Origin of the sequence: Chryseobacterium shigense (genome assembly GCF_014207845.1) — a bacterium.
GTDB classification, from domain to species: Bacteria; Bacteroidota; Bacteroidia; order Flavobacteriales; family Weeksellaceae; genus Chryseobacterium; species Chryseobacterium shigense_A.
The window spans coordinates 1-22,368 of record NZ_JACHLC010000006.1 but is presented as its reverse complement, the minus strand read 5'-3'; the positions used below and the strand labels follow the sequence as shown (position 1 = coordinate 22,368).

The following is a 22,368-nucleotide window of genomic DNA, read 5'->3' as shown; positions in this document are numbered from 1 at the left end:
AGGATGAGCAGGCTGATATTTAAGGTTACTTCTTTAATCTGATGAAGGTATATAAAAATGAACAGTATAAAATGCTTGACAGGATATTATTCGCACTGAGAATAATATAATAATCGTTTTCCGAAAGGTTGGCCAGCTGATGCTGGATAATAAAAATAAATACGGAAACGGAATAGTAGAAAAAAATACAGGAATCCACGAGAAGAAAACGGTTCTTTACAGAAGTATCCCTGATTTCCCGCAGCAACGCAAATCCTGAAAGGCAGATAATAATGATATTTGATATTACTTTTACAATATCACTGTTGAACGGATAGTTAAATACATATTTCGACACCATAAATCCACACGCCAGCAGTAAAGTTATTCCGAAGAAATATTTTGGAAGTTCCAGTTTTCTGATGAATAATGCCGTGACAAGGAAAAATTCCCCGGCTATGTACAAAGGATAAAGAAATGAGGTATCATTAAGATTGAAAACGTAAGGCAGAACAAGGTTCAGCAATTCAATAAAAAAAAGAAAAGCAATACAGTGAAAATATTGCTTTTCTTTGTTATTCAGTATACGGTATTTTGCTGCTCCCAAAAGTATGATGGTCAGAAGCAGGCCATAGTTCAGGAATAAAATTGCTTTAAAAAAATCTGTCATTCCTTTCTATACTACATAGTTATGATCCGAGTTCAGGGATACGGCATACAGGAGGACACGGTTTTGCCCAGTCATAGGTATTTGAAATGGTTTTTGCACTGCTTCCTTCCTGCAACAATTCATGGAAAGAAATAAAGATCAGTGTGACCAGCATTCTCTGGTAAATATCATTGTACCTGAGCCCGAATGAGCATTTTATACCTGTAACCTCGGGTTCAGGATGGCAAAGATCTTCCATAGGAATATAGAATCTTCTGAAAATTCTTTCCCCTCCGAACTCATTGCATTCACGAAAGAACCATTCCATTCCTTCGTTTCTCCAGCGCTGAATAGCTTCTACGGCAATATCCTGATCCAGAATCGGCTGATCGGATACCGGAAGAACCATATTTGTATTGTCATCTATTTTGGTAAGATCGCTGGAAAGGATAGCATTTTTAACAACAGTAAATTCTTTTGTTTCCTGCAGTCTAAGATCATATTTAAGAGGAGACAAAACAGTGTACTCATATTCGGTAACGCTTTTATCTACGTGTCCCTGCGCATCCAGAGGAAGAAAGATAAGGACCATTTCACCGTTAAATACACCTGCTTCTGCACAGACATCCACATATTTGTTTTTGTCTTTGATCTTTGTGATCTGTTCTCCGGAGAGGTCAAAAATGTAATTGGTAGGAATCAGATTTGCGATTCTGTTATAATCTGATACATAGCTGCCCCATTCGGCGACTGCCAGTCTGTAATCGTTCTCGTTCATAAGTTCATGGTTTATTTAGTTGCATAAAATTATACAAACTAAACCTTCCGCACAAATAATCGCATCATAAATTTATTATTTGTGAAATAAATTTAATATCAATAAATAAAATTTTCCAGGTTACAAAGTGCTTTGAAATATGTTGATGGCGTTAATAATTCCTCACGGTGATGTGATAACAGCTTTGTTGTCTTTCTTTAATGTAATAAATCCTGCCGGCCGCTGCATAATATTTTAAAACTTTCTCCAGCGCGATCTCCATTTTAGGATTGTATTTCAATACATCATTGAATCTGATGTAGGAAATATCAAATGAATTTCCATAATTATGAGAACTAATCCCTAATGAGGCGTTTGAATTGACTCTTCTCAGCCTGCACTGGTCTTCAAGCGTTCTTGTGATGGATGAAACAGTAAAAGTATGCCCTTTTGTTTCTTTGCTGAATCTGGCTCCCATCTTTTCAAGGGTGGATTTCGCTTTTGAAACCAAATAAGGCCTGCTGTAATCCAGCTTCTGAACCTTGTATCCTTTTCCGTTTTTTTTGATTTTATGGAATTTTCCGCTGCCTATATATTTCTGTACTGTTTTGGAATCTTTCAGTAATTTTACGTTAAAGCTCTTGGATGCATCCAGGTGCGGCTTATAGAGAGCAGTAGGCTCTACTTTCAGTACAGATGTCAGATCATAGCAGGGAAGCACTTTTTTTGCAGCCTGCGCATAATAAAAGTTATAAATAAAGGGCACAAAGGCTGCACAAAAAAACTTTCTCATTAACCACGCTTTTAAATTACTAAACGAAAGATAAACATTTATGATATATCATTCAACTTACGAAGCATATCTTCACAAAAAAATTCCCAACAAACATTAAACCAAATTGGCGAATACATAATTTTATATTATCAAATCTTAAAAAAATTTTAAGTTTTATCTTTTTATTTTAAAATTTAAATTTTACATTTGAGATACATTTAAATGATAAACATTATGATAAAAAAACTTTTTGCTGAATTTTTCGGCACATTTTGGCTTGTTTTCGGCGGTTGTGGAAGTGCAGTTTTTGCTGCCGGAGTTCCTGACATAGGTATCGGGCTTTTAGGAGTTTCTCTGGCCTTCGGTCTTACGGTTCTTACAATGGCTTATGCTGTAGGGCATATTTCAGGCGGGCACTTCAATCCGGCTGTTTCTTTCGGGCTTTTAGCAGGAGGCAGATTCTCAGCCAAAGACCTTGTCCCTTACATTGTAGCACAGTGTCTTGGAGCGCTTGTAGCAGCTGGAGCACTGTATGTGATCCTTAACGGCTCGGGAGCTGTAGATTTTTCAAAACCGGGAGCTTTCGCCACAAACTTCTATGACGAGGCGGTTTACAACGGTAAAGCGTTCAGTATGGGAGCAGCATTCCTTGCGGAATTTTTATTAACCGCTTTCTTCCTGATCGTTATCATGGGAGCTACAGACAAGTGGGCTAACGGAAAATTTGCCGGTATTGCTATCGGTTTGGCTCTTACTTTAATCCACCTTATCTCTATTCCTATTACCAATACTTCGGTAAACCCTGCAAGATCTCTTTCTCAGGCTGTTTTCACCGGCGGGCTTGCCATGTCTCAGCTTTGGCTGTTCTGGGCAGCACCTATTTTAGGAGGTATCGCAGGAGGATTAATTTACAAATTCCTTCTTCAGAGAGATACAGCTGAAGTTACCGATTAATATAATTTTTTGATTTCAATACAAAATCCTGTCTGCCGACAGGATTTTTTTGTAGTAATATCTGACATAACTATTTATAAGCAACTATTTACATTTATAAAAGAAACGGAAACACTTATTGAATAATCATCTACGCTTACTAATTATCCGTTGATTACGAGAATTATAAGTTTCATTTTTACAGTACAGATTATTAAGACAGATTAAATAATAACTTAAAATTTAACTAAAATGAAAAAAATTCTCTTTTTATTATTCTTTGTATTGGTTTGCCAAAATCAATTGGATGCACAAAAAAATACAGCTCCTGCACCAACCTACAACATCACCGTTACCAGAAATGATATCTTTGCTGAAAACGTACCCGGTCATGCTCATACTGATGTTAAATTCGATATGAAAATAGGCTCCAATGAACGGCTTGCGACTCCTTTTCCTCCGGATATCAGCACTGCAAGAAATTACAATTTCCCTGTCACTTTTTCACTTCCCGGAACCCCTCCTCCAACCAGATACGGCAAAGTAAGCTTTAGCAATCCATCTAGTTTATATAGTGGATACTATCCACTCCCAACTGCAATTGGGGAGCATACTTCAATTCCTTCAGAGCCTACCATGATCTATTATCCCGGGCAGTTTGGATACGGAATAGATATTGCCTGTACAGGACCGAATCAATACGTCATTGGCGTTGCCAGATTTGAATGTTATCTATGTGTTCCCGGCGGCGGCACAGTATCAAAGCAGGCAGTGTCACAGCCTAAGACAGCAATCGTATCGAATCCGGATATGGGAATAAGTGAGCTTTATTATACAGCTGCGGATAAGGAAAAGATTTCAATAAGTGTAATTGATATTCACGGAAAAGTTGTCAGAGCATATACTACGGATATATCAGCAGGATTAAACAAACTACCAATTGATCTTCAAAATAACCTGGAGGGAACTTACATCATTAAATGGCAGTCCAGCAACGGAGCAAGCGGAACTCTAAAAACGGTAAAAAACTAATAATGTTTTCATTATATTTCAGAACTGACTCCTGCACAATGCAGGAGCTTTTTTTATTTGCTTTTTTTGATATCAAAGGGATTTTTGAAAATAAGTTCTTCATGTTTTCCTTTGATTTCCAATTTACGCTGCAATAGGTTCAGGGCCATTTTCCGGATAAAAAGATCTTTGTCATTCAGTTTCCAGTAAGAATCTTCATGTACCTTTCTGGGGCTGCGGATAAGGTAAAATTCGGTTTCCCAGGTATCTTCATTATGGTAAAACTCGATGATTCCGCAATGCTCGGGAATCGTGGAATGTTCTATCATACCCATCGGAAGAAGGAAACTGAAAGCATTACAGATATAGTCGCCGCATGAGATCTTATCGTGTTTCAGGAATTTTTCACCGGTATCTTTATTAAGGTATGATTTTTTGAAATCGTTCTTAAAATCACTTTTTGAAAGCTTAATTTCTATTTCATGGCTGAAACCATCGGAATCTATGAACAGCATATCTGCTTCCCAGTCGGCCTGGAAATAATTCGTCAATACAATTTCTTTCTCAAAATCGCAGTGGGAATGGATATAAGCGTGAACAAGCTCTTCTATTTTCAGCATTCGAATTTAATTTAAATCAGGATTATTCTTTTTTAAGTTCTACCACACCGTAATGCAGCCATATTCCGAAAACGCCTGTTTTGGTAAAGTAGGTTTCATCTTTTCCAAATGTAACAGTAGTGCCGGGCTGTGTCTGGCAGATGAAGAAATGTCCGCCGTCAATACAGTTCATTTTTCCTTCTTTGTGCAGGTTTGTCCAGCCAAATTCTTCATAGCCGTTATAGTCATTTTCCACATCAAATAAAAACCGTTTAACCTTGATCTTATCCTTATCTCCATCTCTTTTGGATGTCATGGACCACCGGATTAAATCTGACTCTTCTTTAGCAGGAATTTTCTTCGGATCAGCATTTTCAATCCTGGCAATAAGCAGAGTATCTACCGTTCCGGAAACTCCGTTATTGATTTCATTTACCAGATAGGTTCCGGACCAGATGTCTTTTTCCGTTTTTTCCTGTGCAGAACACAGATCAGATAAACCTATTAAGATTAAAAAGAAAAAGAAAATTTTCGTCCGGTCCATAGTAAAAGTTGTTATTTGATTGATTCTGATGTCAGGAAACCAATAAGCTGCATCCGCGGATATCGGAATGGTCTATCCTTCCCAATACCTGAAATTTATCTTCCGGAAGGGTTTTCCCTAGATCCTGTGTTGCGATAAAGCAGCATGAATGGATATTGGCCAGATCTATAATATTTATTGCCCCGGTTCTTCCTTCTTTTTCATAAGAGAAAGGGTCTTCTGCATTTCTAACGAGTATTTTCATCCAGTTCGGGCATTTATATTCATTATTTCCTAAGGAATATGCCTGTGAAAGCAATTCCGTCATTGAATATTCCGAATAGATCTTTTCTGTTTTAAAACCATCCTGAAGAATTTTCAACAGCTCATCTTTGGTCATTTCTTCTTTTCTACCTTTCATTCCCCCGGTTTCAATAACCGTAAGATTCTGAGATCCGGAAATTGAAAGCTCCATAGATGTTACAGAATCCAGGAAATCCAGCAAAGCAAAGGATACCCCGAAAAGGATTACTTTTTGATCTTTCAAAGTGTTTAAAAGCTGAAACAGTTCGGAATGGTTGTAAAGAAAATAGCCGTTCTCAGGCTTTGCAGATTTTTTCATGAGGTAATCTACCATATAGATCAGGGAAGAATTCTGTTTCTCCAGGTAGCTTGGAAGCAAACCGAGAAAAATAAAATCTTCCGGTTTTCCTATGAACTGTTCAAAACTTTTACAGATACTTTCTTCGTACAGAGCATGATCTGCAATATAATGCTTTGAAAGATTCATCTGTGTTGTTCCGGAGCTCTGAAAAAACAGGTCAGCTGTAGCATTTTTGTCTAAAATCTGATGATTTTTAAACATTTCTATCGGCAGAAAAGGAATTTTTTCCAGACTGCTAACCTCATCCGGGTTTATTTTCAGGAAATCTACAAACTTTCTGTATATCTCAATATGGTCATACTGGTAACGAAAAGCTGCCAATGATGCATCCAGGAAGTCATGTTCTGTCTGTATATTGAATATATTTTTCAATTTCGCAAAGACTATTTTAAACTTATTATCAACTCACAATGAGCTAATTATATAAAAAGTATGTTTTTTTAATATTTTTTTAATCAAAAAGTTACACTTTGGTAAACTTCTTGCAATTACCTATCCGGAATATGGATTAAAAACAAGAATGGATTTCGGTTCATTCGAAAGTTACCTCTTTTAGGGGTAATTTTTTTTTGTCCCGTCTGCAAAGGTTTTCAGCTCAAAATCTTTTTCAAAAACTCCATAGGTAAAATAGGAAATCCAATCGCCAAGATTGATATATTTTGCTTTCTGTTCAAGATCCAGCACCATAGGCAGGTGGCGGTGACCATAGATAAAATAATCAATATTCTGAGTCTTTAACTTTTCTTTTGAATAGATGATGAGGAATTCTTTATCTTCTCCTAAAAATGCTTTGTCTTCTTCCCCGGAGATCATCTTATTTTTCTGCGAAAGGTATAATGCCACCTTCATGGCGATATCGGGATGCAGCCACTTGAAAAACCATTGTGCCACCGGATTTGTAAACAGTTTTTTCATTCTTTTATAGCCTTTGTCACCGGGACCGAGACCATCTCCATGAGCCAGCAGAAACTGCTTTCCACCCATTTCAAAATACTGCTTCTTGTAAAAAACGGTGCATCCTATTTCTTCTTCAAGGTAGTCTTTCATCCATAGATCATGGTTTCCTACAAAGAAATAAATATGAATTCCCCTGTCTTTTAATTCTGCTATCTTTCCCAAAACACGCACATAACCTTTCGGAATAACATGTTTCCATTCGTGCCAGAAATCAAAAAGATCACCCATTAAAAACAAAACCTGTGCATCTTCTTTGATCTCATCCATCCAGCGGATAAATTTCTCTTCCCTCGCTTTGCTTTGCTTAGGGCTAGGAGCACCAAAATGCTGATCTGAGGCAAAATACACCTTTTTTCCAGGTTCTAAATTAATGGTCGTTTTTAACACCGGTCTGAATTTTTTATGAGTAAATGATGGTTACTTATTGTCCTCCGCAAACCATTCTCCATAGGAGTTTTCAGTTTCGTGAAGTTTAAGATAGGCCAGAGAAACCTCAGCCGGAAGTTTTGATTTTATTTTTGCAGCAATAGCATATAGCATATTTTCACAAGTGGGTTGAAAGCTGCAGTAAATCACTTTATGTCCTTTACTTTCCAGGTCTTCACCCAGCAGCTTATGCGGAGATAAAGCATTGACAAGGACTGCATGATCCCATACATCCACAATTTCGGATTTCACGATACTTTTAATATCTCCAAAATCCACTACCATCCCATTTTTGGAATTTTCCAGATCATTAACCGGTCTTCCTTTCACCGTTACAAACAGCTTATAGGAATGTCCATGCATATTTTTACATTTCCCATCGTAATTGTACAGCACGTGGGCTGTTTCGAATGTGAAAATTTTTGTAATACGTATCATGATGCAAAGATATGACAAAACATAAATATAAGTTGCGCATTGAATCTGAAAAACAAATTGCAGCAATTGTTCTTCTATATGATTACTGAATAGCTATCCCTTAAGCTTATCCAGCCAATTACTTTCCAGCCTTTTCATTTTTTGGGTTTTCGCATCAATCAGAACCCAAAGCGTACTTGAATCTACAACAAGTTTATCATTACAATAAAACTCAACTTTTCTGGGCTGTTTAATTCCTTCAGGAGCTTTCGGATAGGTTTTAACAGTAATTATATCTCCGAGATAAACCTGTTTTTTGTATTGGATATGATGATCGACAAGCATCCAGATATCTTCAGGATAATCTGTTTTCTGTTTTACACTTTCCCAATGTTCGCCTGCAATTTCCTCTACCCAATGTACATATTGCACATTATTGACATGATTGTTCCGGTCTATATGCTCTTCTGTAACCTGAATCTGTTTCTGATACATTAAATTCATTTTTTTCGGCTTCATTACTTATCAAATATATGGACTTTAAATTTTTATTTTTCATTCCAAACCAAAAACCTTCCCAAAGCTGAGAAGGTTCACATCTAAAATTTCAAATATGGAAAATGATTAATGAAACTGTGCTGTTTCTGTGGAATCTTTCATGGCTACCGTTGCTGAAGAGCCATTCGTTACTACATTCTGGATCTCATCAAAGTATCCCGTTCCAACAAAAGACTGGTGCTTTACAGCTCTGAAACCTTTCTGCTGAAGAGCAAACTCACGTTCCTGAAGCTCGGAATACCCTGCCATTCCTCTTTCTTTATAAGCCAAAGCAAGTTCAAACATTGCAGTATTCAGCGCATGGAAGCCAGCCAGTGTAATGAACTGGAATTTATAACCCATTTTGGCAAGCTCTTCCCGGAAGCTGGACATTTCTTCCACGCTTAGTCTGGCTGCCCAGTTAAATGACGGCGAACAGTTATACGCCAGCATTTTTCCCGGAAACTGAGCATGAATTCCTTCTGCAAATCTTCTTGCCTGTTCCAGATCGGGATTTGAGGTTTCCATCCAGATCAGGTCTGCATAGGGAGCATAGGAAAGACCGCGGTCAATTCCCTGTTCTACTCCATTGTTCACTACATAAAAACCTTCGGAAGTTCTTTCTCCGGTTACAAATTTTTTATCCCTGTCATCAATATCAGAAGTTAAAAGATCTGCTGCATCCGCATCTGTTCTTGCAATAATGATACTTGGCACACCTAATACATCCGAAGCCAGACGCGCTGCAATCAGTTTATTAATAGCTTCCTGAGTAGGAACCAAAACTTTTCCTCCAAGATGTCCGCATTTTTTTGCTGAAGAAAGCTGGTCTTCAAAGTGTACGGCTGCTGCACCTGCTTCAATCATTTGCTTCATCAGTTCAAAAGCGTTCAGGTTTCCTCCGAATCCGGCTTCTGCATCCGCAATAATAGGAACCAGGTATTCTTTATTTCCATTTCCGCTCACCGACTGGATCTGATCTGCTCTCAGCAACGCATTATTGATCTTCTTGACCACAGAAGGCACTGAATTAGCCGGGTATAATGACTGGTCAGGATACATTTCCCCTGAAAGGTTTGCATCTGCAGCCACCTGCCATCCTGAAAGATAGATTGCTTCCAATCCTGCATCAACTTCCTGAACAGCCTGATTTCCTGTTAATGCACCAAGTCCGGCTACATAATCCTGGTTATTCAGTTTGTCCCAGAATTTTTTTGACATTTCTGTAGCAATGGTATAATCAATGTTGTATGAACCGCGAAGCTTTAACACTTCTTCAGCCGTATATGTTCTTTTTACTCCATTCCAGCGTGGATTATTCAGCCAATCCTGTTCTAAAGCATGGATCTGTTCTTGTCTTGTTTTCATAATATTTGGATTTATTTGTTTTAGGTTAAAAGGCAATAGAGTTTTAGGGTTTTAGAGTTTTGAGTTGCAGTTTATTTTTCAAAAAATTTTCTTTATCATATAAAAGCTTTTTCACTTTGAAGCACTCTTATTCTCCTACACTCGAACACTCAGACACTCTTACTCAATAAAGGGATATGCTTTCAGAGTCAGGAATTCTTCAAATTTTTCTGAAAATACCAGCTCATTGAAAAGCTCTTTGGCAAGATTGAACTTTCCGTTTTTGAAACGCTGTTCGCCTACATATTTTTCAATGTTTTCTATTTCTTCGGCTTCCCATTGGAGAATCATTTCGCGGGTTAAAGTAACATCATTGTCCAGTTTCGCATCATTTTTCAGCCATTGCCACAATTGCGTTCTTGAAATTTCAGCGGTAGCAGCATCTTCCATGAGGTTATAAATGGCCGCAGCACCAGTTCCTATCAACCAACTTTCAAGGTAGAGAATACCAACGTTGATATTTTTCCTTACCCCTTTCTCTGTGATTTCACCCTGCGGAACTTCCAGCAGATCCGTTTCTTTGATATGGTATTCCAATTTCTTGGCGATCTGATTCTGTTGAGGCATATACTGATCAAAGATTTCTTTCGCTACAGAAACTAAAGCAGGATGGGCCACCCAGGTTCCATCGTGGCCGTTTTTCACTTCTCTTTCCTTATCTTTTCTTACTTTTTCAAAAGCGGCTTCATTCGCTTCATCATCGTTTTTCACGGGAATCTGTGCAGCCATTCCCCCTATTGCATGAACATTTCTTTTATGGCAGCTCTCGATCACTCTTTTTGAATAAGCACTCATAAAAGGGGAAGCCATTGTTACCTGATCCCTGTCCGGAACCATAAATTCAGGAAGGTTTCTGAATTTTTTAATGAATGAGAAAATATAATCCCATCTTCCGCAATTCAGGCCGGCACTGTGTTCTTTTAATTCAAATAAAATTTCGTCAATCTGAAATGAAGCGGTAATGGTTTCAATTAAAACGGTAGCTTTAATGGTACCTTCAGGAATTTCCAGGTAATTCTGTGCAAAAACAAAGACTTCATTCCACCATCGGGCTTCTTTGTAATGTTCTAATTTGGGCAGATAAAAATATGGACCGCTCCCATTTTTCAGCAATTGTTCTGCGTTGTTAAAAAAGTAAATTCCAAAATCGGTTAAAGAGCCTGATGCTTCTTCTCCATTGATTTCAATATGCTTTTCCGGCAAATGCAGCCCTCTTGGACGAACCTGAAGAACAGCTGTTTTTTCATTAAGCCGGTAAGGTTTTCCGTTTTCAGCGGTAAAATCTATATTACGTCTTACTGCATCTGCAAGATTAATCTGTCCCTGAATGCAGTTTTCCCATGTTGGCGAACTGCTGTCCTCAAAATCAGCCATAAAAGTAGATGCCCCGGAATTCAATGCATTGATGATCATTTTCCGGTCTACCGGTCCGGTAATTTCCACTCTTCTGTCTAACAGATCGTCCGGGAGCGGAGCGCAAGTCCAGCTACTATTTCTCATTTCTTCAGTTTCAGATAAAAATCCGGGAAGATTTCCCTGGTCAAAAAACTGCTGTGTATTTTTTCTTTCTTCTAAAAGTGCTAATCTTTTTTGATTAAAATTCTGGTGAAGAGTAACTAAAAAATCTGTCAGTTCCTGGGTAAAAACCTCTTCAAACTGCTTTTGTGCTTTTATTTTAAGTTGAGTTTTTGTTTCCATAATCTGCTGATTTTGTGATTTGATGTTACAAACATAAATAAAAATTTTCACAAATAGCGAACGTTCGCTAAATATTTTCAAAATTTATTATGCGAATAATCGCTTTCATTTTTTATATTTGAATATGAATTCAGAAAGTGATTTTATCAAAACGGTATTCGGACTGAAGCTAAAGCAGCTGAGACAAAAGAAAAACTGGTCTCTGCAGGATCTTGCCGTAAAGACAGGTTTGTCCAAATCTTATTTAAATGAGATAGAAAACGGAAAAAAATATCCGAAACATGATAAGATTATTCAGCTCTCGGAATCTTTGGGCTGCACTTTTGACGAATTGGTATCTACGAAACTGGATAAGAGCCTGGCGCCTTTCAATGAAATTCTTCAATCGGATTTTTTTAAGGAAGTCCCGCTGGATCTGTTTGGTATCAATAAAAACAATCTTATCAGCATTATCAGTGATGCTCCCAAAAAAGTAACTGCTTTTATCAATGCACTGATTGAAATTTCCCAGAATTATAATTTGGGAAAAGAACGCTTTTATTTTGCCGTACTCAGGTCTTTCCAGGAGCTTTATGACAATTACTTCCCTGAAATTGAAGAAAAAACTGTGGAATTTATTAAGGAAAACGGACTTGACATCAGCAAAGACCTGCGGGCTTCTTTTTTGGAAAATATTCTTACTGAAAAATTCAAATACAGCATAAGATCTGAAGATTTTGAACAGTTTGGCACCCTGGACAATCTGCGTTCCCTTTTTATTCCCGAACAGAAGCTTTTACTGCTGAACCAGAAACTTGAAAAGGACCAGAGGACATTTATTCTGGCTAAGGAAATAGGATTTAACGTTCTGGAGCTGAAGATCCGCCCGAACACTTATTCATGGCTGGATTTCGGCAGTTTCGAGGAAATTCTGAACAATTTTTATGCTTCATATTTTGCCGGAGCTTTACTGATCTCCAGGAATCAGACTATTGAAAAAACCACAGAATTCCTGCTCCAGCATACATGGGACCCTAAAAGCTTTGAGGAACTGATTGAAAATTTCACAGATTCTCCTGAAACTTTTTATTACAGACTTACGAATCTGCTTTCTTCTGAACTGGGTATTAAGGATTTGTTTTACCTGTGCCTGGTCAAGAAAAAGAATTCAGACAAAATCCAGATTTTAAAGGAACTTCACCTGAACCACCAGCAAGCCCCGCATGCCAATGCTACGAACGAGCATTATTGCCGAAGATGGATTGCAGTAAAAAACCTTCATCATTTAAAGGAAAATGAAACTCTTACGGATGCCCAGATCTCCCATTATAAAGATCAGGGAGTAAGCTATCTTGTTATTTCAACGTCACAGAAGAATCCTTTTTCAGATGGCAGCAACCGAAGTTATTGTCTTGGAATTTTATTGAATACACAAACTACAAAAAAAATTGGCTTTGTAAAGTCTCCGAGTTTAAAAACAATCAACGTGGGAGTTACCTGCGAATCCTGCAGTATTGCAGACTGTGAAGTGAGGCAGGCACCGCCCGTCCGACTGGAAAAAGAACAGTTTAACCTCAGCATGAAGAACGCTATTGAAAAGATCAGGAAACAACTGACAGTTGATAAATAGTGAATACAAATCTTATATTTACTTTTTAATTTTTCATTAAACACACACAAATGATATTAGATTTATTTTTCCCGAACCGCTGCATTCACTGCAACCGGATTATAGATGCAGATCTTTTGGCTTGCAGCTTATGTTTTGAGCAGATTCATTTTACTCATTTTGATTATTTTACTGAAAATATTATTAAAGAAAGGTGTAAACTCCTGTTTCCGGTTGAAAATACCTATGCTTTAATGAAGTTTGAGGAAAACGGCTTAAGCAGGAAACTCATTCACGAACTGAAATATAAAAGCAGGGAAAATGCCGGGAAAACCCTTGCCGGCTGGACAACAGAACGTCTTGATTTTAAAGAAGAAAAACCAGATATGCTGGTATCCGTCCCGCTCCATCCAAAAAAGATGAAGGAGAGAGGGTACAACCAATTACATTTATTTACAGAGACTTTATCAGCATTTTATAACATCCCATTTGATCATGAACTGGTTAAAAGAAACCACTACTCAAAAGCACAGGCGTTAAAAGACAAAAAACACCGCCTGGAAACAGTAAATCCTTTTTCCATTTCAAAATCTATTTCAGGAAAGCATATTCTTTTAATTGATGATGTTTTTACAACGGGGAACACGGTTTCATCAATTGCCTGGGAAATCTTAAATGCGGGAGATAATAGGGTAAGTGTTCTGGTGATGTCGGTGGATGCTTAATGGGATTTGAGTTTGAGAGTCTGAGGGTAGCTATTTATTGATTGTTGCTGGTTGATAATTATTGATCTATTCATACAATTAGTGCCTGTACCCTAAAACCATCTGGTTTCAAACTTAATTTCCAATTCTTTTTCTTAATTTTCCGGTAAACTATTAATCATGAAAAATCTGCTTTTACTGCATGGTGCACTGGGACACAGTGATATTTTTAAGCCTTATGAAAAGGAACTGTCAAAATATTTTACCATTCATTCGTTTTTATTTTCAGGACATGGAAATACGGAACTTCCGGAAAACGGCATCAGTATTGAAAAATATTCTGATGAAGTAAGGGCTTACCTGGAGAAAGAAGATTTACAGGATGTTCATGTTTTTGGTCACAGTATGGGAGGTTATGCAGCTCTTTGCTGTGCTTTAAGGTTTCCTGAAAGAATTAATTCCGTTATGACTTTAGGGACAAAATTCGAATGGACCGAGCGTCAGGCTTTAAAAGAGAGTAAAATGCTTGATCCTGAATCCATTCTATTGAAAGTTCCGAAATATGCCGAACAGCTGGAAAATCAACATGGTACAAAATGGAAACAACTGCTGCCTGCCATTGCCGATATGATGATTTCGCTTGGAAAAAATCCTCCGTTGAATGAAAGCAGTCTTTGGGCCATTACCATTCCTGTACAGATTATGACCGGAGATAAGGATAATATGGTGAGTATAGAGGAAAGCGTAAATGCCTACCGGAGTATTCCGAATGCAAAACTGGCCATACTTCCGGACACAAAGCATCCTATGGAAAAAGTACGGCCAAATTTATTATTTGATCTGATGAAAGATTTCTGGAACCTTTCTTAATATTTATCGTTGCAGTTTTTCGCCATAGCTGAGATCTCCGGCATCACCAAGACCTGGTGTGATATACCCTTTTGAGGTCAATCCTTCATCAATGGCTCCTACCCAAATTTTTGCATCAGGATAAGCTTTTTCAATGGTTTCCACTCCCTGTCTGGAGGCTATTGCAGCCACAATATGCAGTTGCGTAGGTGTTCCGTTGGTCAGAAGGTCTTTGATAGCTTCGATCAGTGAAGCTCCGGTTGCCAACATGGGATCAGCAACAATCAGCGGTCTTCCTTCGATATTCGGACAGGTAAGATAATCCTGTTTGATAGAGAAATAATCATTCGCATCATGCTTTCTGTAAGCGGCAACGAAACCACAGTCTGCCCTGTCCAGATAATTCAGAATCCCTTCAAATAAAGGTACTCCTGCTCTTAAAATGGTGGTGATTACCGGCTGAACTGCTATTTCCTGAACTTTAATTTTATCTAAAGGAGTTTGAATTTCCACTTCTTTATATTCGAGTCCTTTGCTGATCTCAAAAGCTGCAATTTCACCAATACGTTCCATATTCCTACGGAATCTCATTCTATCGTGCTGGATGTCTATATTCCTAAGCTCATTGATCCAGGAGTTTACCAAAGAAAATTGTTTTGATAACACAGTTGTATTCATTATTCTGAAAAAGCTTTTTAAAATATTAAATTTTATATGAATAAAATCCCTCTCAGAAAACATCTGAAAGGGATCATTTTTTATTTCTGTCTGAAATATACTTCAATCGGAACTCCGGTAAACCCGAATTCTTTTCTCAATTGGTTTTCAGTAAATCTTTTGTAAGGTTCTTTCACATACTGAGGCAGGTTGCAGAAAAACACAAACTGCGGTGACGGCGTAGGAAGCTGTACACAGTATTTGATTTTAATATATTTTCCTTTGTTGGCCGGTGGCGGTGTCTGCTCAAAGATAGGAAGCATTACTTCATTCAGTTTTGAAGTTTTGATCTTCTTTTTACGGTCTTCATATACCTGCATGGCAACTTCCACTGCTTTTAGAATTCTCTGCTTCGTTAAGGCTGAAATGAACAAAATAGGAATATCATGGAACTGTCCGATTTTATCTTTGATTGATTTTTCGAAGTCACGCATGGTATTGGTCTGTTTGTCTTCAACAAGATCCCATTTGTTCACCAGAATTACAATTCCTTTCCTGTTTTTCTGAGCCAGTCCGAAGATATTCATATCCTGGGATTCCCATCCTAATGTAGCGTCTACCATAACGATTACCACATCCGAATATTCAATGGAACGGATAGACCTCATTACGGAATAGAATTCCAGGTCTTCATTAACCTTGGATTTTCTTCTCATCCCGGCAGTGTCTACCAATACAAACTCGTGCCCAAACTTATTGTAAAGGGTCTGAATACTGTCTCTTGTTGTCCCTGCAATATCTGTTACGATATTTCTTTCCACATCAAGTAAAGCATTGGTCAAAGTAGATTTCCCTACGTTTGGACGGCCCGCAATAGTGATCTTAGGCAATCCTTCAAAAGGATCTTTATATTCTGTTGTCGGGAAGTCTTTAACGATATCATCCAAAAGATCTCCTGTGCCTGAACCTGTTGCGGAAGAAAGTGTATAATATTTATCGATTCCCAACTGGTAAAATTCTGTAGCGGGAAGCTCTTCTTTTGCTGAATCCACTTTATTGATTACAATGTAGATCGGCTTATTTGATCTTCTTAAAAGACGATAGATCTCATAATCGGTATCAGTAAGACCTTCTTCTACATTCATCATAAAAATGATAGAGGTAGCTTCATCTACTGCCAGCTGAACCTGCTTGCGGATCTCTTCTTCGAAAATATCATCCGTTCCTACATCATATCCGCCGGTATCTATAACTGTAAAATCTACACCGTTCCAATCGGATTTCCCATAATGACGGTCCCTGGTAACACCGGCTGTAGAATCTACGATAGCTTCTCTCCTTTCTAGTAATCGGTTAAAAAGTGTGGATTTTCCTACGTTGGGACGCCCAACGATTGCGACAATATTTGACATAAAAATGTTTAATAAATGAAATTATTAATGGGTATCTCCAACTTTTGGAGCCCAATTTTTTGCAAAGATAAGGTTTTATTATTTAGCTGTTGAAAAGCACCTTTCATAAAACTGTTTTTGAATCAAAAAATCTTATTTCCTATTTTATTAAAAATCATTGAATTATGGAAACAACCAACTTTTACTGCCATTTTGCTCTCACAAAATATTTTTTCAATGAAATATTTTTTATAATTTCGCGCCACCAAAATAAACAAAGACCCATGGTGTAGCGGTAACACTACTGATTTTGGTTCAGTCATCTGGGGTTCGAATCCCTGTGGGTCTACCATTTAAATTAAAGCAATATTCTATAAATCAGAGTATTGCTTTTTTAATTTCATACATATTTTGACGAAGATCGAGGCCAATTCTAATTTTTAAAAAAGATTTGACAGCTGATTAGCATTTTTTAGATGGGAGTTTACGTTATTGTTTTTCAACTTTTGGGTTAAAACATAAGTTTATTCTAAAGGGGAATCAAATAAAATATTTTTCACAACACCAATGATTTCTTGGATTTTATCACCAACATATTAAGAAAATCAGTATTTTTCACTAAGATGTTTGAAGCATGAATATTAATTCATATACATTCTAATACTGGGAAGTATTCTGAAAATGTAACACTCCACTTATTATCAAAATCTCCATTAATAATTATATTATCAATTCCTTTTTTTAAATTAAACCTCATTTTCCCTTTTTTCTTAGAGATAATTACTATCTCCTTTTTTTAAGGACTCTTATTTGCCTATAGCCGCAGGAATATTGATCAAAATTATAACTTTTATCATTAATCGTAATTACATCACCTATAAAAGCAGAATTATTAAGAAATAATAAAACTTCGTTGTCTTTTTTCTGTAGTTCTTTTGGAGTATTTTCTATGTAAAATTTATAGCCAATACTATCTGTTTCTGTTGCTTGAGTTTTATCTTGGTAATAAAAATTAATATTACTTTGCGCTAAACAACTATTACAAATGAATAATATGTTTACTAAAAAAAATATTTTTTTCATTTTATTTATTTTTTAATCTGAATGAATTTGCTTTGATTGTCTGTATTTGATTTGTATTAAATTCATTGCCAAGTCCTTTCATTGAAGTCGTTGGGTTTTCATAAGAGTTCATCCTGTTGTTAATATTTGCAGGTGTATTACTAACTCCAGAATCTGATTCCCAAATATGTGGCAAGCCAAATGTATGCCCTATTTCATGAGTAATTGTATCTGGATTTCCATCCTTTGCATTTACTGTAGCTGTGATAGGGTTTCCTTGTGGTGCATCTCCTGTAACAATTCCCATTGTAGTCGTACCATCACTATTATTCACAACTACAGATTGTCCTGGAAATGTCATATCAATATTATAAGTTGCATTACTATCTTGGATAATTGTTAGATCAAACCCTTTCGATTTAAAATTGTTTTCCACTGTTGAAAGTTTTTGTTGTACGTCTAGGTTTGAAAAAGCCCCCTGAATAACATTTGCTTTTAGTTCATATTTTGCTGGAGTATATTCTACACTCAATTTAAATGGATTATTAGACACTTGCAAATTTACCTCTGCATCCTTTATCAATTTAGCTTCAAGTCCCTCCAATTCCCTTGCATCAATGACTCTGTTTTCAGAGAAATTATAATGTGATTGATAACTATATTTTTCTGATAGAGGATATATATTAAAAAATCTTCCTACATCCAGCATGTAATTTCTCCATTTAAAACTATAAAAACCTGTTTCTTGTAATTCCTGTTCCTGATATTTATAATTCTGATACTTTCCAGCTCCAAAATAAGCATTCCCTGTCTTTAAATGATTCATCCCAAATGGATAATAATCGTTGCTATCCGTTATTTCAATACTTCCTGTACTATTATTTCTTGCATAACTCACCCTGGCATTTCCTAAATGGTCTTTATACTGGTAAATATACTGATCTTCTTACCAACACGTTTGAAACACTTTGTATGATTCTCAATATTTTAAGTAGCTTATTTTCAATTTTTTTCTATTTCGACTATCAAAATATCATTTCGAATTTTCAAACTTTATTTAATTTTTTAGAATATAGCGTTGAAAATCAACGCTATAATTTATTACTAACATGTTTGGAACATGACCCCTGCAATTCCTACGGAAGTTTTTATATTTTCTTTTCTCAGTTTTACGCCGTCTGCACGGTAATTTGTCTTTATCTGGCTGGTTATCGGGTCTAAACCAATATTCAAAACATCAGGAAGGTTTAAGAAATTGTAGCTGATTCCTGTAATCTGTTTATCCATCATGCTTTCATGTTTCAATATAATCTAAAAAATAGATAAGTGAACCTTCGGGTTCACTTATCTATGTACTTTTAAATGTTCTTTGATATTCTGAATTTAGTTGTAGCAATAAATTTGAAACATCATCCTGCCCTTTTATTGTTTGTTACTTTGTGATTTCTCCTCCCAGTTTAAATTTAACTCTGAATGAATTTTCTCTAATACTTATATTTTTTTTTATAGTTTCTTCTGTTCCTAGTTTTTTCAAAACTTTATTTCCTCGTTCTGCAAATGAAAAATATTCATCGGAATAAAAATAAAGAGGTATTAGTCTTCCTTGTAAAAAAACAGCTCTATTACTATACTTAACCCAAATATTTTCCGCAGAACTGGGAATCTCATTTAGATATATTATATAAGTATCTGAATTGTCTTTATCTAAAACTAAATAAATTTCTTTATTATTATTTCTTTTTTGAATTTCTTTGTTAAGTACATCATTGACAGAATTAGGTAAAAAATATATTATATCTGAATTCGATTTTTGAGAGTAACAATTAAACAAGCAAAAATTTAATAATAATAATAATAATAATAGTAGTAATGTTTTTTTCATCTATCAACATTGTTAATTAATTATTTCCCCGTTGATTGTGAATTTTACAGAAAATACATTATCTCTAATTGTTGTTATTTTTCTTATTCCTTCTTCTTTTGCCATTTTCTCCATAATTAGAGTTTTGCTTTCCGGATAAGAGAAATATTCATCAGTTTCAAATATTAGTGGATAAAATTTACCATCCAAAAACAAAACTCTATTTGTATTTTCTACCCAGAATTTACTTTCTTTTGTTGAATTAATATAAATAATATAATTTCCAAATTCATCATTTCCTAGTACAAAAGAAGTTTTATCGGAGTCATTTATTGTTTTTAATTTTTCTAATATTTTCACTCTGACAGTAGAAGGTAAAAAATATACAATCTCTGAATTTGTCTTTTGAGAGTAGCAACTAAATAAACAAAAGTTTAGTAGTAAAAGTAATATAATGTTTTTCATTATCGAGCTTTTTGTTTTTCTATAAAATTTTTCAATGCGTCGTGCCCCATATTAAATCCTGTGGTTGTACCTACATTATTTGTTTGGGTTCCATTTCCTGTAACTCTGTGAATAGCATTTCCTCCCGGTTTCGCACCAGTCCATGAATCTACTGCATATATTGATGTATTATATTCTTTGGCTGTTTTCACATCTTTTGCTGATGTACCTATACCATTTTCCATTCCAGGAGTTGTAATAAGATTGTGTGTATGCGCTTGTCCTAGTGAGATTAGATTAGTCCCAGAAACAGTCTGTTTTATAATATTACCGCTTCTATCTTCAAATTTATCAATGCTGAATACGGTCTCCCCATCTATTCCGTCTGGTCCTCTTACTGAAGTTACTTGTGCAGTTGGAATATCTCCTCGTGTCACATCAATACCTAAATAAACTTGCCTTTCTTTTGTTTGATCTGCAATCGTTTCCTTATTTGCATTGTTCAAGTCAGTACTAATCTGAGTAGTATTAACAGTTATTATTGAGCTACTCTTTTGTAAAGCAGCCATAGCATCGGCCGATGTAGAACTTCCTTTTTCGGAAGTGATACTATTCCAATCTTGTTTATATATGACTCTTGCATTAGTTGTTGCAGCTCCATCGCTGCCCAGATATTTACCTGTTGAAGCATCAATATAATCATCTGGGGGAATTGCAAATCTTCCATCTGGATCGACAAACATAATTGGATTGTTCCATGCATAATTATATGGACTATGTCTCGTCATCTTTTCCGCCAATGGATCTACCACACCCCAACGTCCAATATCCGCCATATACATTCTTGCTCCGTAATCATACATACCAGTCTCTTGCAATTCCTTACCATTGTACTTATATGCCTTATATGAACCCATCCCAAAATAGGCATTTCCGGTTTTTAAATGGCTCATCCCAAAAGGATAATAATCGTTGGCATCCATAATCTCAAGACCTCCTGCGCTGTTTCTTCCAAAACTTAATCTCACATTTCCTAAATGATCCACATAACTGTAAATATATTGATTTTTTATATAATCATAAAATCCTTCTGCGGTAGGAAAGAACTGCAAATCAGGCGTTGCCATTGTCATGATAGACAGGTCTCCTGGATCCTTTGAAAAAGCCTGCGGTTCCATAGCTCTTGAAAGCATACTGTCTGAAAGATCTATGTCACCATTACCTCCTGAACCTGTAGAAGTAGATTTAAAATACTGAAAACCGTCCAGGTAATCTGTAACCTGTGTGGTTACATCTGTCCCTGAAATTCCCACAGAGCTTTTGGTGCTTTCTTTTCTAAGCTTTACTCCGTCAGCACGATAATTTGTTTTAATCTGGGTGGTTATCTGATCAAAGCCAATGTTCATAACAGAAGGAAGATTCAGATAATTATAGTTAATTCCTGTAATCTGTTTATCCAGCATGTTTTTCATATTTCCATTCAGGTCGTAATCGATAGGGAAGCCTGCCGTGCCTTCATACCCTGTACTGTTTTCGCTGTTATCTTTAATCCTTACAGCCTGATTTCCTACATAGGTATAGGCAAGGTTATCAATCATGGTTGCGGTAGTACTACCATTTTCCATCACTGATGTCCTGTAAAGACTGGTAATATTTCCATTTAAATCATAGTCTATTGATTCTGTATTTTCTTTGCTTCCTGTATTATTAGGGTTCTGGTAGTATCCTGCCGTTAACCTGTTTAATCCATCATAAGCATAACCATATCTTTTTGGCTCTATAGGTGGATTGGCTCCCAGAGATTCAACAGCCCGCCAATCTACTTCTGCGATATTCCCGTTGTATTTTGCCTTTACGTTTTTCCCCGGAAATTGTGCTGAATCAGGATTTTCAATGCCGTCCTTCTGGTTGTATTTGATTTTGTAGGAAAACAGCTTGCCTCCCAGATCAGGAAGGAGCATCTGGTTTTTATTAATGTCTGTCATCCAGCCACGGATATTGTAAGCATAATCAATGCTTTGAAGGTTATTTCCCACTTTTTTATTGGTCAGCTGTGATAATTCGTTGTAGGTGTTTTCTGCCAGCAGTTCCTCCGGCCTGTCGTCTACCTGGTGGTAATGCTGTTTTAGCCTGTTTTGATTATCATACACAAATCTTTCTTTCACCATAACACCTGATTCGCCTCCTTTTCTCACCTGAAAGGTAAGAATCTGTTGAGGAACCCCCGCAAAATCCAGTTGAGTTTCACTTCTGGTATATCCTCCCAGGTGATTGATAGAATGGGTTCCGATTACTCTACCTTTTTTATCATAATAGGTATAATTCCTTGTCCAGTTATCGTCTTCAATGTTTTTTACAAGACTCATTACGGGAAGTCCCTTGGTACTCCTGCCATCTGTGGACGGAGCATCGGACAAGGTGGGTTCTCCCTGGATGGTTGACGGGAAGGAAGGATTGAAACTGTATGGAGGATAGGTATC

The 22,368-nt window shown here is 36.5% G+C and carries 24 protein-coding genes and 1 tRNA gene; 6 read left to right on the top strand and 19 right to left on the bottom strand.

Annotated features, from left to right (window positions below; all coding sequences use genetic code 11):
- Nucleotides 1–25: 25 nt before the first annotated feature.
- From HNP36_RS17370 to HNP36_RS17360, 3 genes are all read right to left on the bottom strand, one after another.
- On the bottom strand, nt 26–649 hold the full coding sequence (locus tag HNP36_RS17370) for a hypothetical protein (RefSeq protein WP_184166348.1): 624 nt from the start codon (nt 647–649) through the stop codon (nt 26–28).
- A gap of 19 nt (nt 650–668) precedes the next feature.
- A complete protein-coding gene (locus HNP36_RS17365) occupies nt 669–1,406 on the bottom strand; it encodes a hypothetical protein (RefSeq protein WP_184166351.1) in 738 nt (245 codons plus the stop codon).
- A 151-nt stretch (nt 1,407–1,557) separates the two neighbouring features.
- Nucleotides 1,558–2,178, bottom strand: coding sequence for a DUF5715 family protein (locus HNP36_RS17360; protein WP_184166355.1), 621 nt, complete (start codon nt 2,176–2,178; stop codon nt 1,558–1,560).
- A 219-nt stretch (nt 2,179–2,397) separates the two neighbouring features.
- Here HNP36_RS17360 and aqpZ point away from each other — a divergent pair, with 219 nt between their 5' ends.
- Entirely contained in the window at nt 2,398–3,114 is a 717-nt protein-coding gene (gene aqpZ / locus HNP36_RS17355) for an aquaporin Z (RefSeq protein WP_184166432.1), read from the top strand.
- A 231-nt stretch (nt 3,115–3,345) separates the two neighbouring features.
- Nucleotides 3,346–4,125, top strand: a complete 780-nt coding sequence (locus HNP36_RS17350) for a T9SS type A sorting domain-containing protein (RefSeq protein ID WP_184166358.1) — start codon at nt 3,346–3,348, stop codon at nt 4,123–4,125.
- Nucleotides 4,126–4,178: 53 nt separating this feature from the next.
- Here the strand turns inward: HNP36_RS17350 and HNP36_RS17345 are convergent, their stop codons facing one another.
- The 8 genes from HNP36_RS17345 to aceB all read right to left on the bottom strand — a co-directional run bounded on the left by HNP36_RS17345 (nt 4,179) and on the right by aceB (nt 11,332).
- Nucleotides 4,179–4,724: a hypothetical protein gene (locus HNP36_RS17345; RefSeq protein WP_184166361.1), complete on the bottom strand. Its 546-nt coding sequence runs from the start codon at nt 4,722–4,724 to the stop codon at nt 4,179–4,181.
- Nucleotides 4,725–4,746: 22 nt separating this feature from the next.
- On the bottom strand, nt 4,747–5,247 hold the full coding sequence (locus tag HNP36_RS17340) for a phosphate ABC transporter permease (protein WP_184166364.1): 501 nt from the start codon (nt 5,245–5,247) through the stop codon (nt 4,747–4,749).
- Nucleotides 5,248–5,278: 31 nt separating this feature from the next.
- Nucleotides 5,279–6,262 carry an acyl transferase gene (locus HNP36_RS17335; protein ID WP_184166367.1) on the bottom strand — a complete coding sequence of 328 codons (984 nt, stop codon included), beginning with the start codon at nt 6,260–6,262 and terminating at the stop codon, nt 5,279–5,281.
- Between the two features lie 180 nt (nt 6,263–6,442).
- Nucleotides 6,443–7,234, bottom strand: coding sequence for a UDP-2,3-diacylglucosamine diphosphatase (locus HNP36_RS17330; RefSeq protein ID WP_184166370.1), 792 nt, complete (start codon nt 7,232–7,234; stop codon nt 6,443–6,445).
- Nucleotides 7,235–7,264: 30 nt separating this feature from the next.
- A complete protein-coding gene (locus tag HNP36_RS17325; protein ID WP_184166372.1) occupies nt 7,265–7,711 on the bottom strand; it encodes a 6-pyruvoyl trahydropterin synthase family protein in 447 nt (148 codons plus the stop codon).
- Between the two features lie 93 nt (nt 7,712–7,804).
- Nucleotides 7,805–8,194, bottom strand: coding sequence for an acyl-CoA thioesterase (locus tag HNP36_RS17320; RefSeq protein ID WP_184166374.1), 390 nt, complete (start codon nt 8,192–8,194; stop codon nt 7,805–7,807).
- 120 nt (nt 8,195–8,314) lie between these two features.
- Complete coding sequence (gene aceA / locus HNP36_RS17315) at nt 8,315–9,595, bottom strand: isocitrate lyase (protein ID WP_184166377.1); 1,281 nt, start codon at nt 9,593–9,595, stop codon at nt 8,315–8,317.
- A gap of 159 nt (nt 9,596–9,754) precedes the next feature.
- Nucleotides 9,755–11,332 (bottom strand): malate synthase A, encoded by a 1,578-nt coding sequence (gene aceB, locus HNP36_RS17310; RefSeq protein ID WP_184166380.1) that lies wholly within the window; start codon nt 11,330–11,332, stop codon nt 9,755–9,757.
- Between the two features lie 124 nt (nt 11,333–11,456).
- Here aceB and HNP36_RS17305 point away from each other — a divergent pair, with 124 nt between their 5' ends.
- From HNP36_RS17305 to HNP36_RS17295, 3 genes are all read left to right on the top strand, one after another.
- Nucleotides 11,457–12,941, top strand: coding sequence for a helix-turn-helix domain-containing protein (locus tag HNP36_RS17305; RefSeq protein ID WP_184166383.1), 1,485 nt, complete (start codon nt 11,457–11,459; stop codon nt 12,939–12,941).
- A gap of 50 nt (nt 12,942–12,991) precedes the next feature.
- On the top strand, nt 12,992–13,645 hold the full coding sequence (locus tag HNP36_RS17300; RefSeq protein WP_184166386.1) for a ComF family protein: 654 nt from the start codon (nt 12,992–12,994) through the stop codon (nt 13,643–13,645).
- Between the two features lie 159 nt (nt 13,646–13,804).
- Entirely contained in the window at nt 13,805–14,494 is a 690-nt protein-coding gene (locus HNP36_RS17295; protein ID WP_184166389.1) for an alpha/beta fold hydrolase, read from the top strand.
- A 3-nt stretch (nt 14,495–14,497) separates the two neighbouring features.
- Here HNP36_RS17295 and upp read toward each other — a convergent pair whose 3' ends face one another.
- The gene (gene upp, locus HNP36_RS17290; RefSeq protein ID WP_184166392.1) at nt 14,498–15,151 is read right to left on the bottom strand and encodes a uracil phosphoribosyltransferase; all 654 of its coding nucleotides are present in this window, start codon (nt 15,149–15,151) and stop codon (nt 14,498–14,500) included.
- An 80-nt stretch (nt 15,152–15,231) separates the two neighbouring features.
- On the bottom strand, nt 15,232–16,542 hold the full coding sequence (gene der / locus HNP36_RS17285) for a ribosome biogenesis GTPase Der (protein ID WP_184166395.1): 1,311 nt from the start codon (nt 16,540–16,542) through the stop codon (nt 15,232–15,234).
- Nucleotides 16,543–16,799: 257 nt separating this feature from the next.
- Here der and HNP36_RS17280 point away from each other — a divergent pair.
- A tRNA-Gln gene (locus HNP36_RS17280) sits at nt 16,800–16,873 on the top strand.
- Nucleotides 16,874–17,304: 431 nt separating this feature from the next.
- Here HNP36_RS17280 and HNP36_RS17275 read toward each other — a convergent pair.
- The 6 genes from HNP36_RS17275 to HNP36_RS17250 all read right to left on the bottom strand — a co-directional run.
- The gene (locus tag HNP36_RS17275; protein WP_184166398.1) at nt 17,305–17,604 is read right to left on the bottom strand and encodes a hypothetical protein; all 300 of its coding nucleotides are present in this window, start codon (nt 17,602–17,604) and stop codon (nt 17,305–17,307) included.
- A gap of 1 nt (nt 17,605) precedes the next feature.
- A complete protein-coding gene (locus tag HNP36_RS17270) occupies nt 17,606–18,481 on the bottom strand; it encodes a reprolysin-like metallopeptidase (RefSeq protein ID WP_184166401.1) in 876 nt (291 codons plus the stop codon).
- Nucleotides 18,482–18,687: 206 nt separating this feature from the next.
- On the bottom strand, nt 18,688–18,873 hold the full coding sequence (locus HNP36_RS17265) for a hypothetical protein (RefSeq protein WP_184166404.1): 186 nt from the start codon (nt 18,871–18,873) through the stop codon (nt 18,688–18,690).
- Between the two features lie 142 nt (nt 18,874–19,015).
- A complete protein-coding gene (locus HNP36_RS17260; protein WP_184166407.1) occupies nt 19,016–19,465 on the bottom strand; it encodes a hypothetical protein in 450 nt (149 codons plus the stop codon).
- Nucleotides 19,466–19,477: 12 nt separating this feature from the next.
- Nucleotides 19,478–19,909 (bottom strand): hypothetical protein, encoded by a 432-nt coding sequence (locus HNP36_RS17255; RefSeq protein WP_184166410.1) that lies wholly within the window; start codon nt 19,907–19,909, stop codon nt 19,478–19,480.
- The coding region (locus HNP36_RS17250; RefSeq protein WP_184166414.1) for an RHS repeat-associated core domain-containing protein at nt 19,909–22,368 on the bottom strand (2,460 nt) is incomplete at its 5' end. The genes HNP36_RS17250 and HNP36_RS17255, both read right to left, overlap by 1 nt.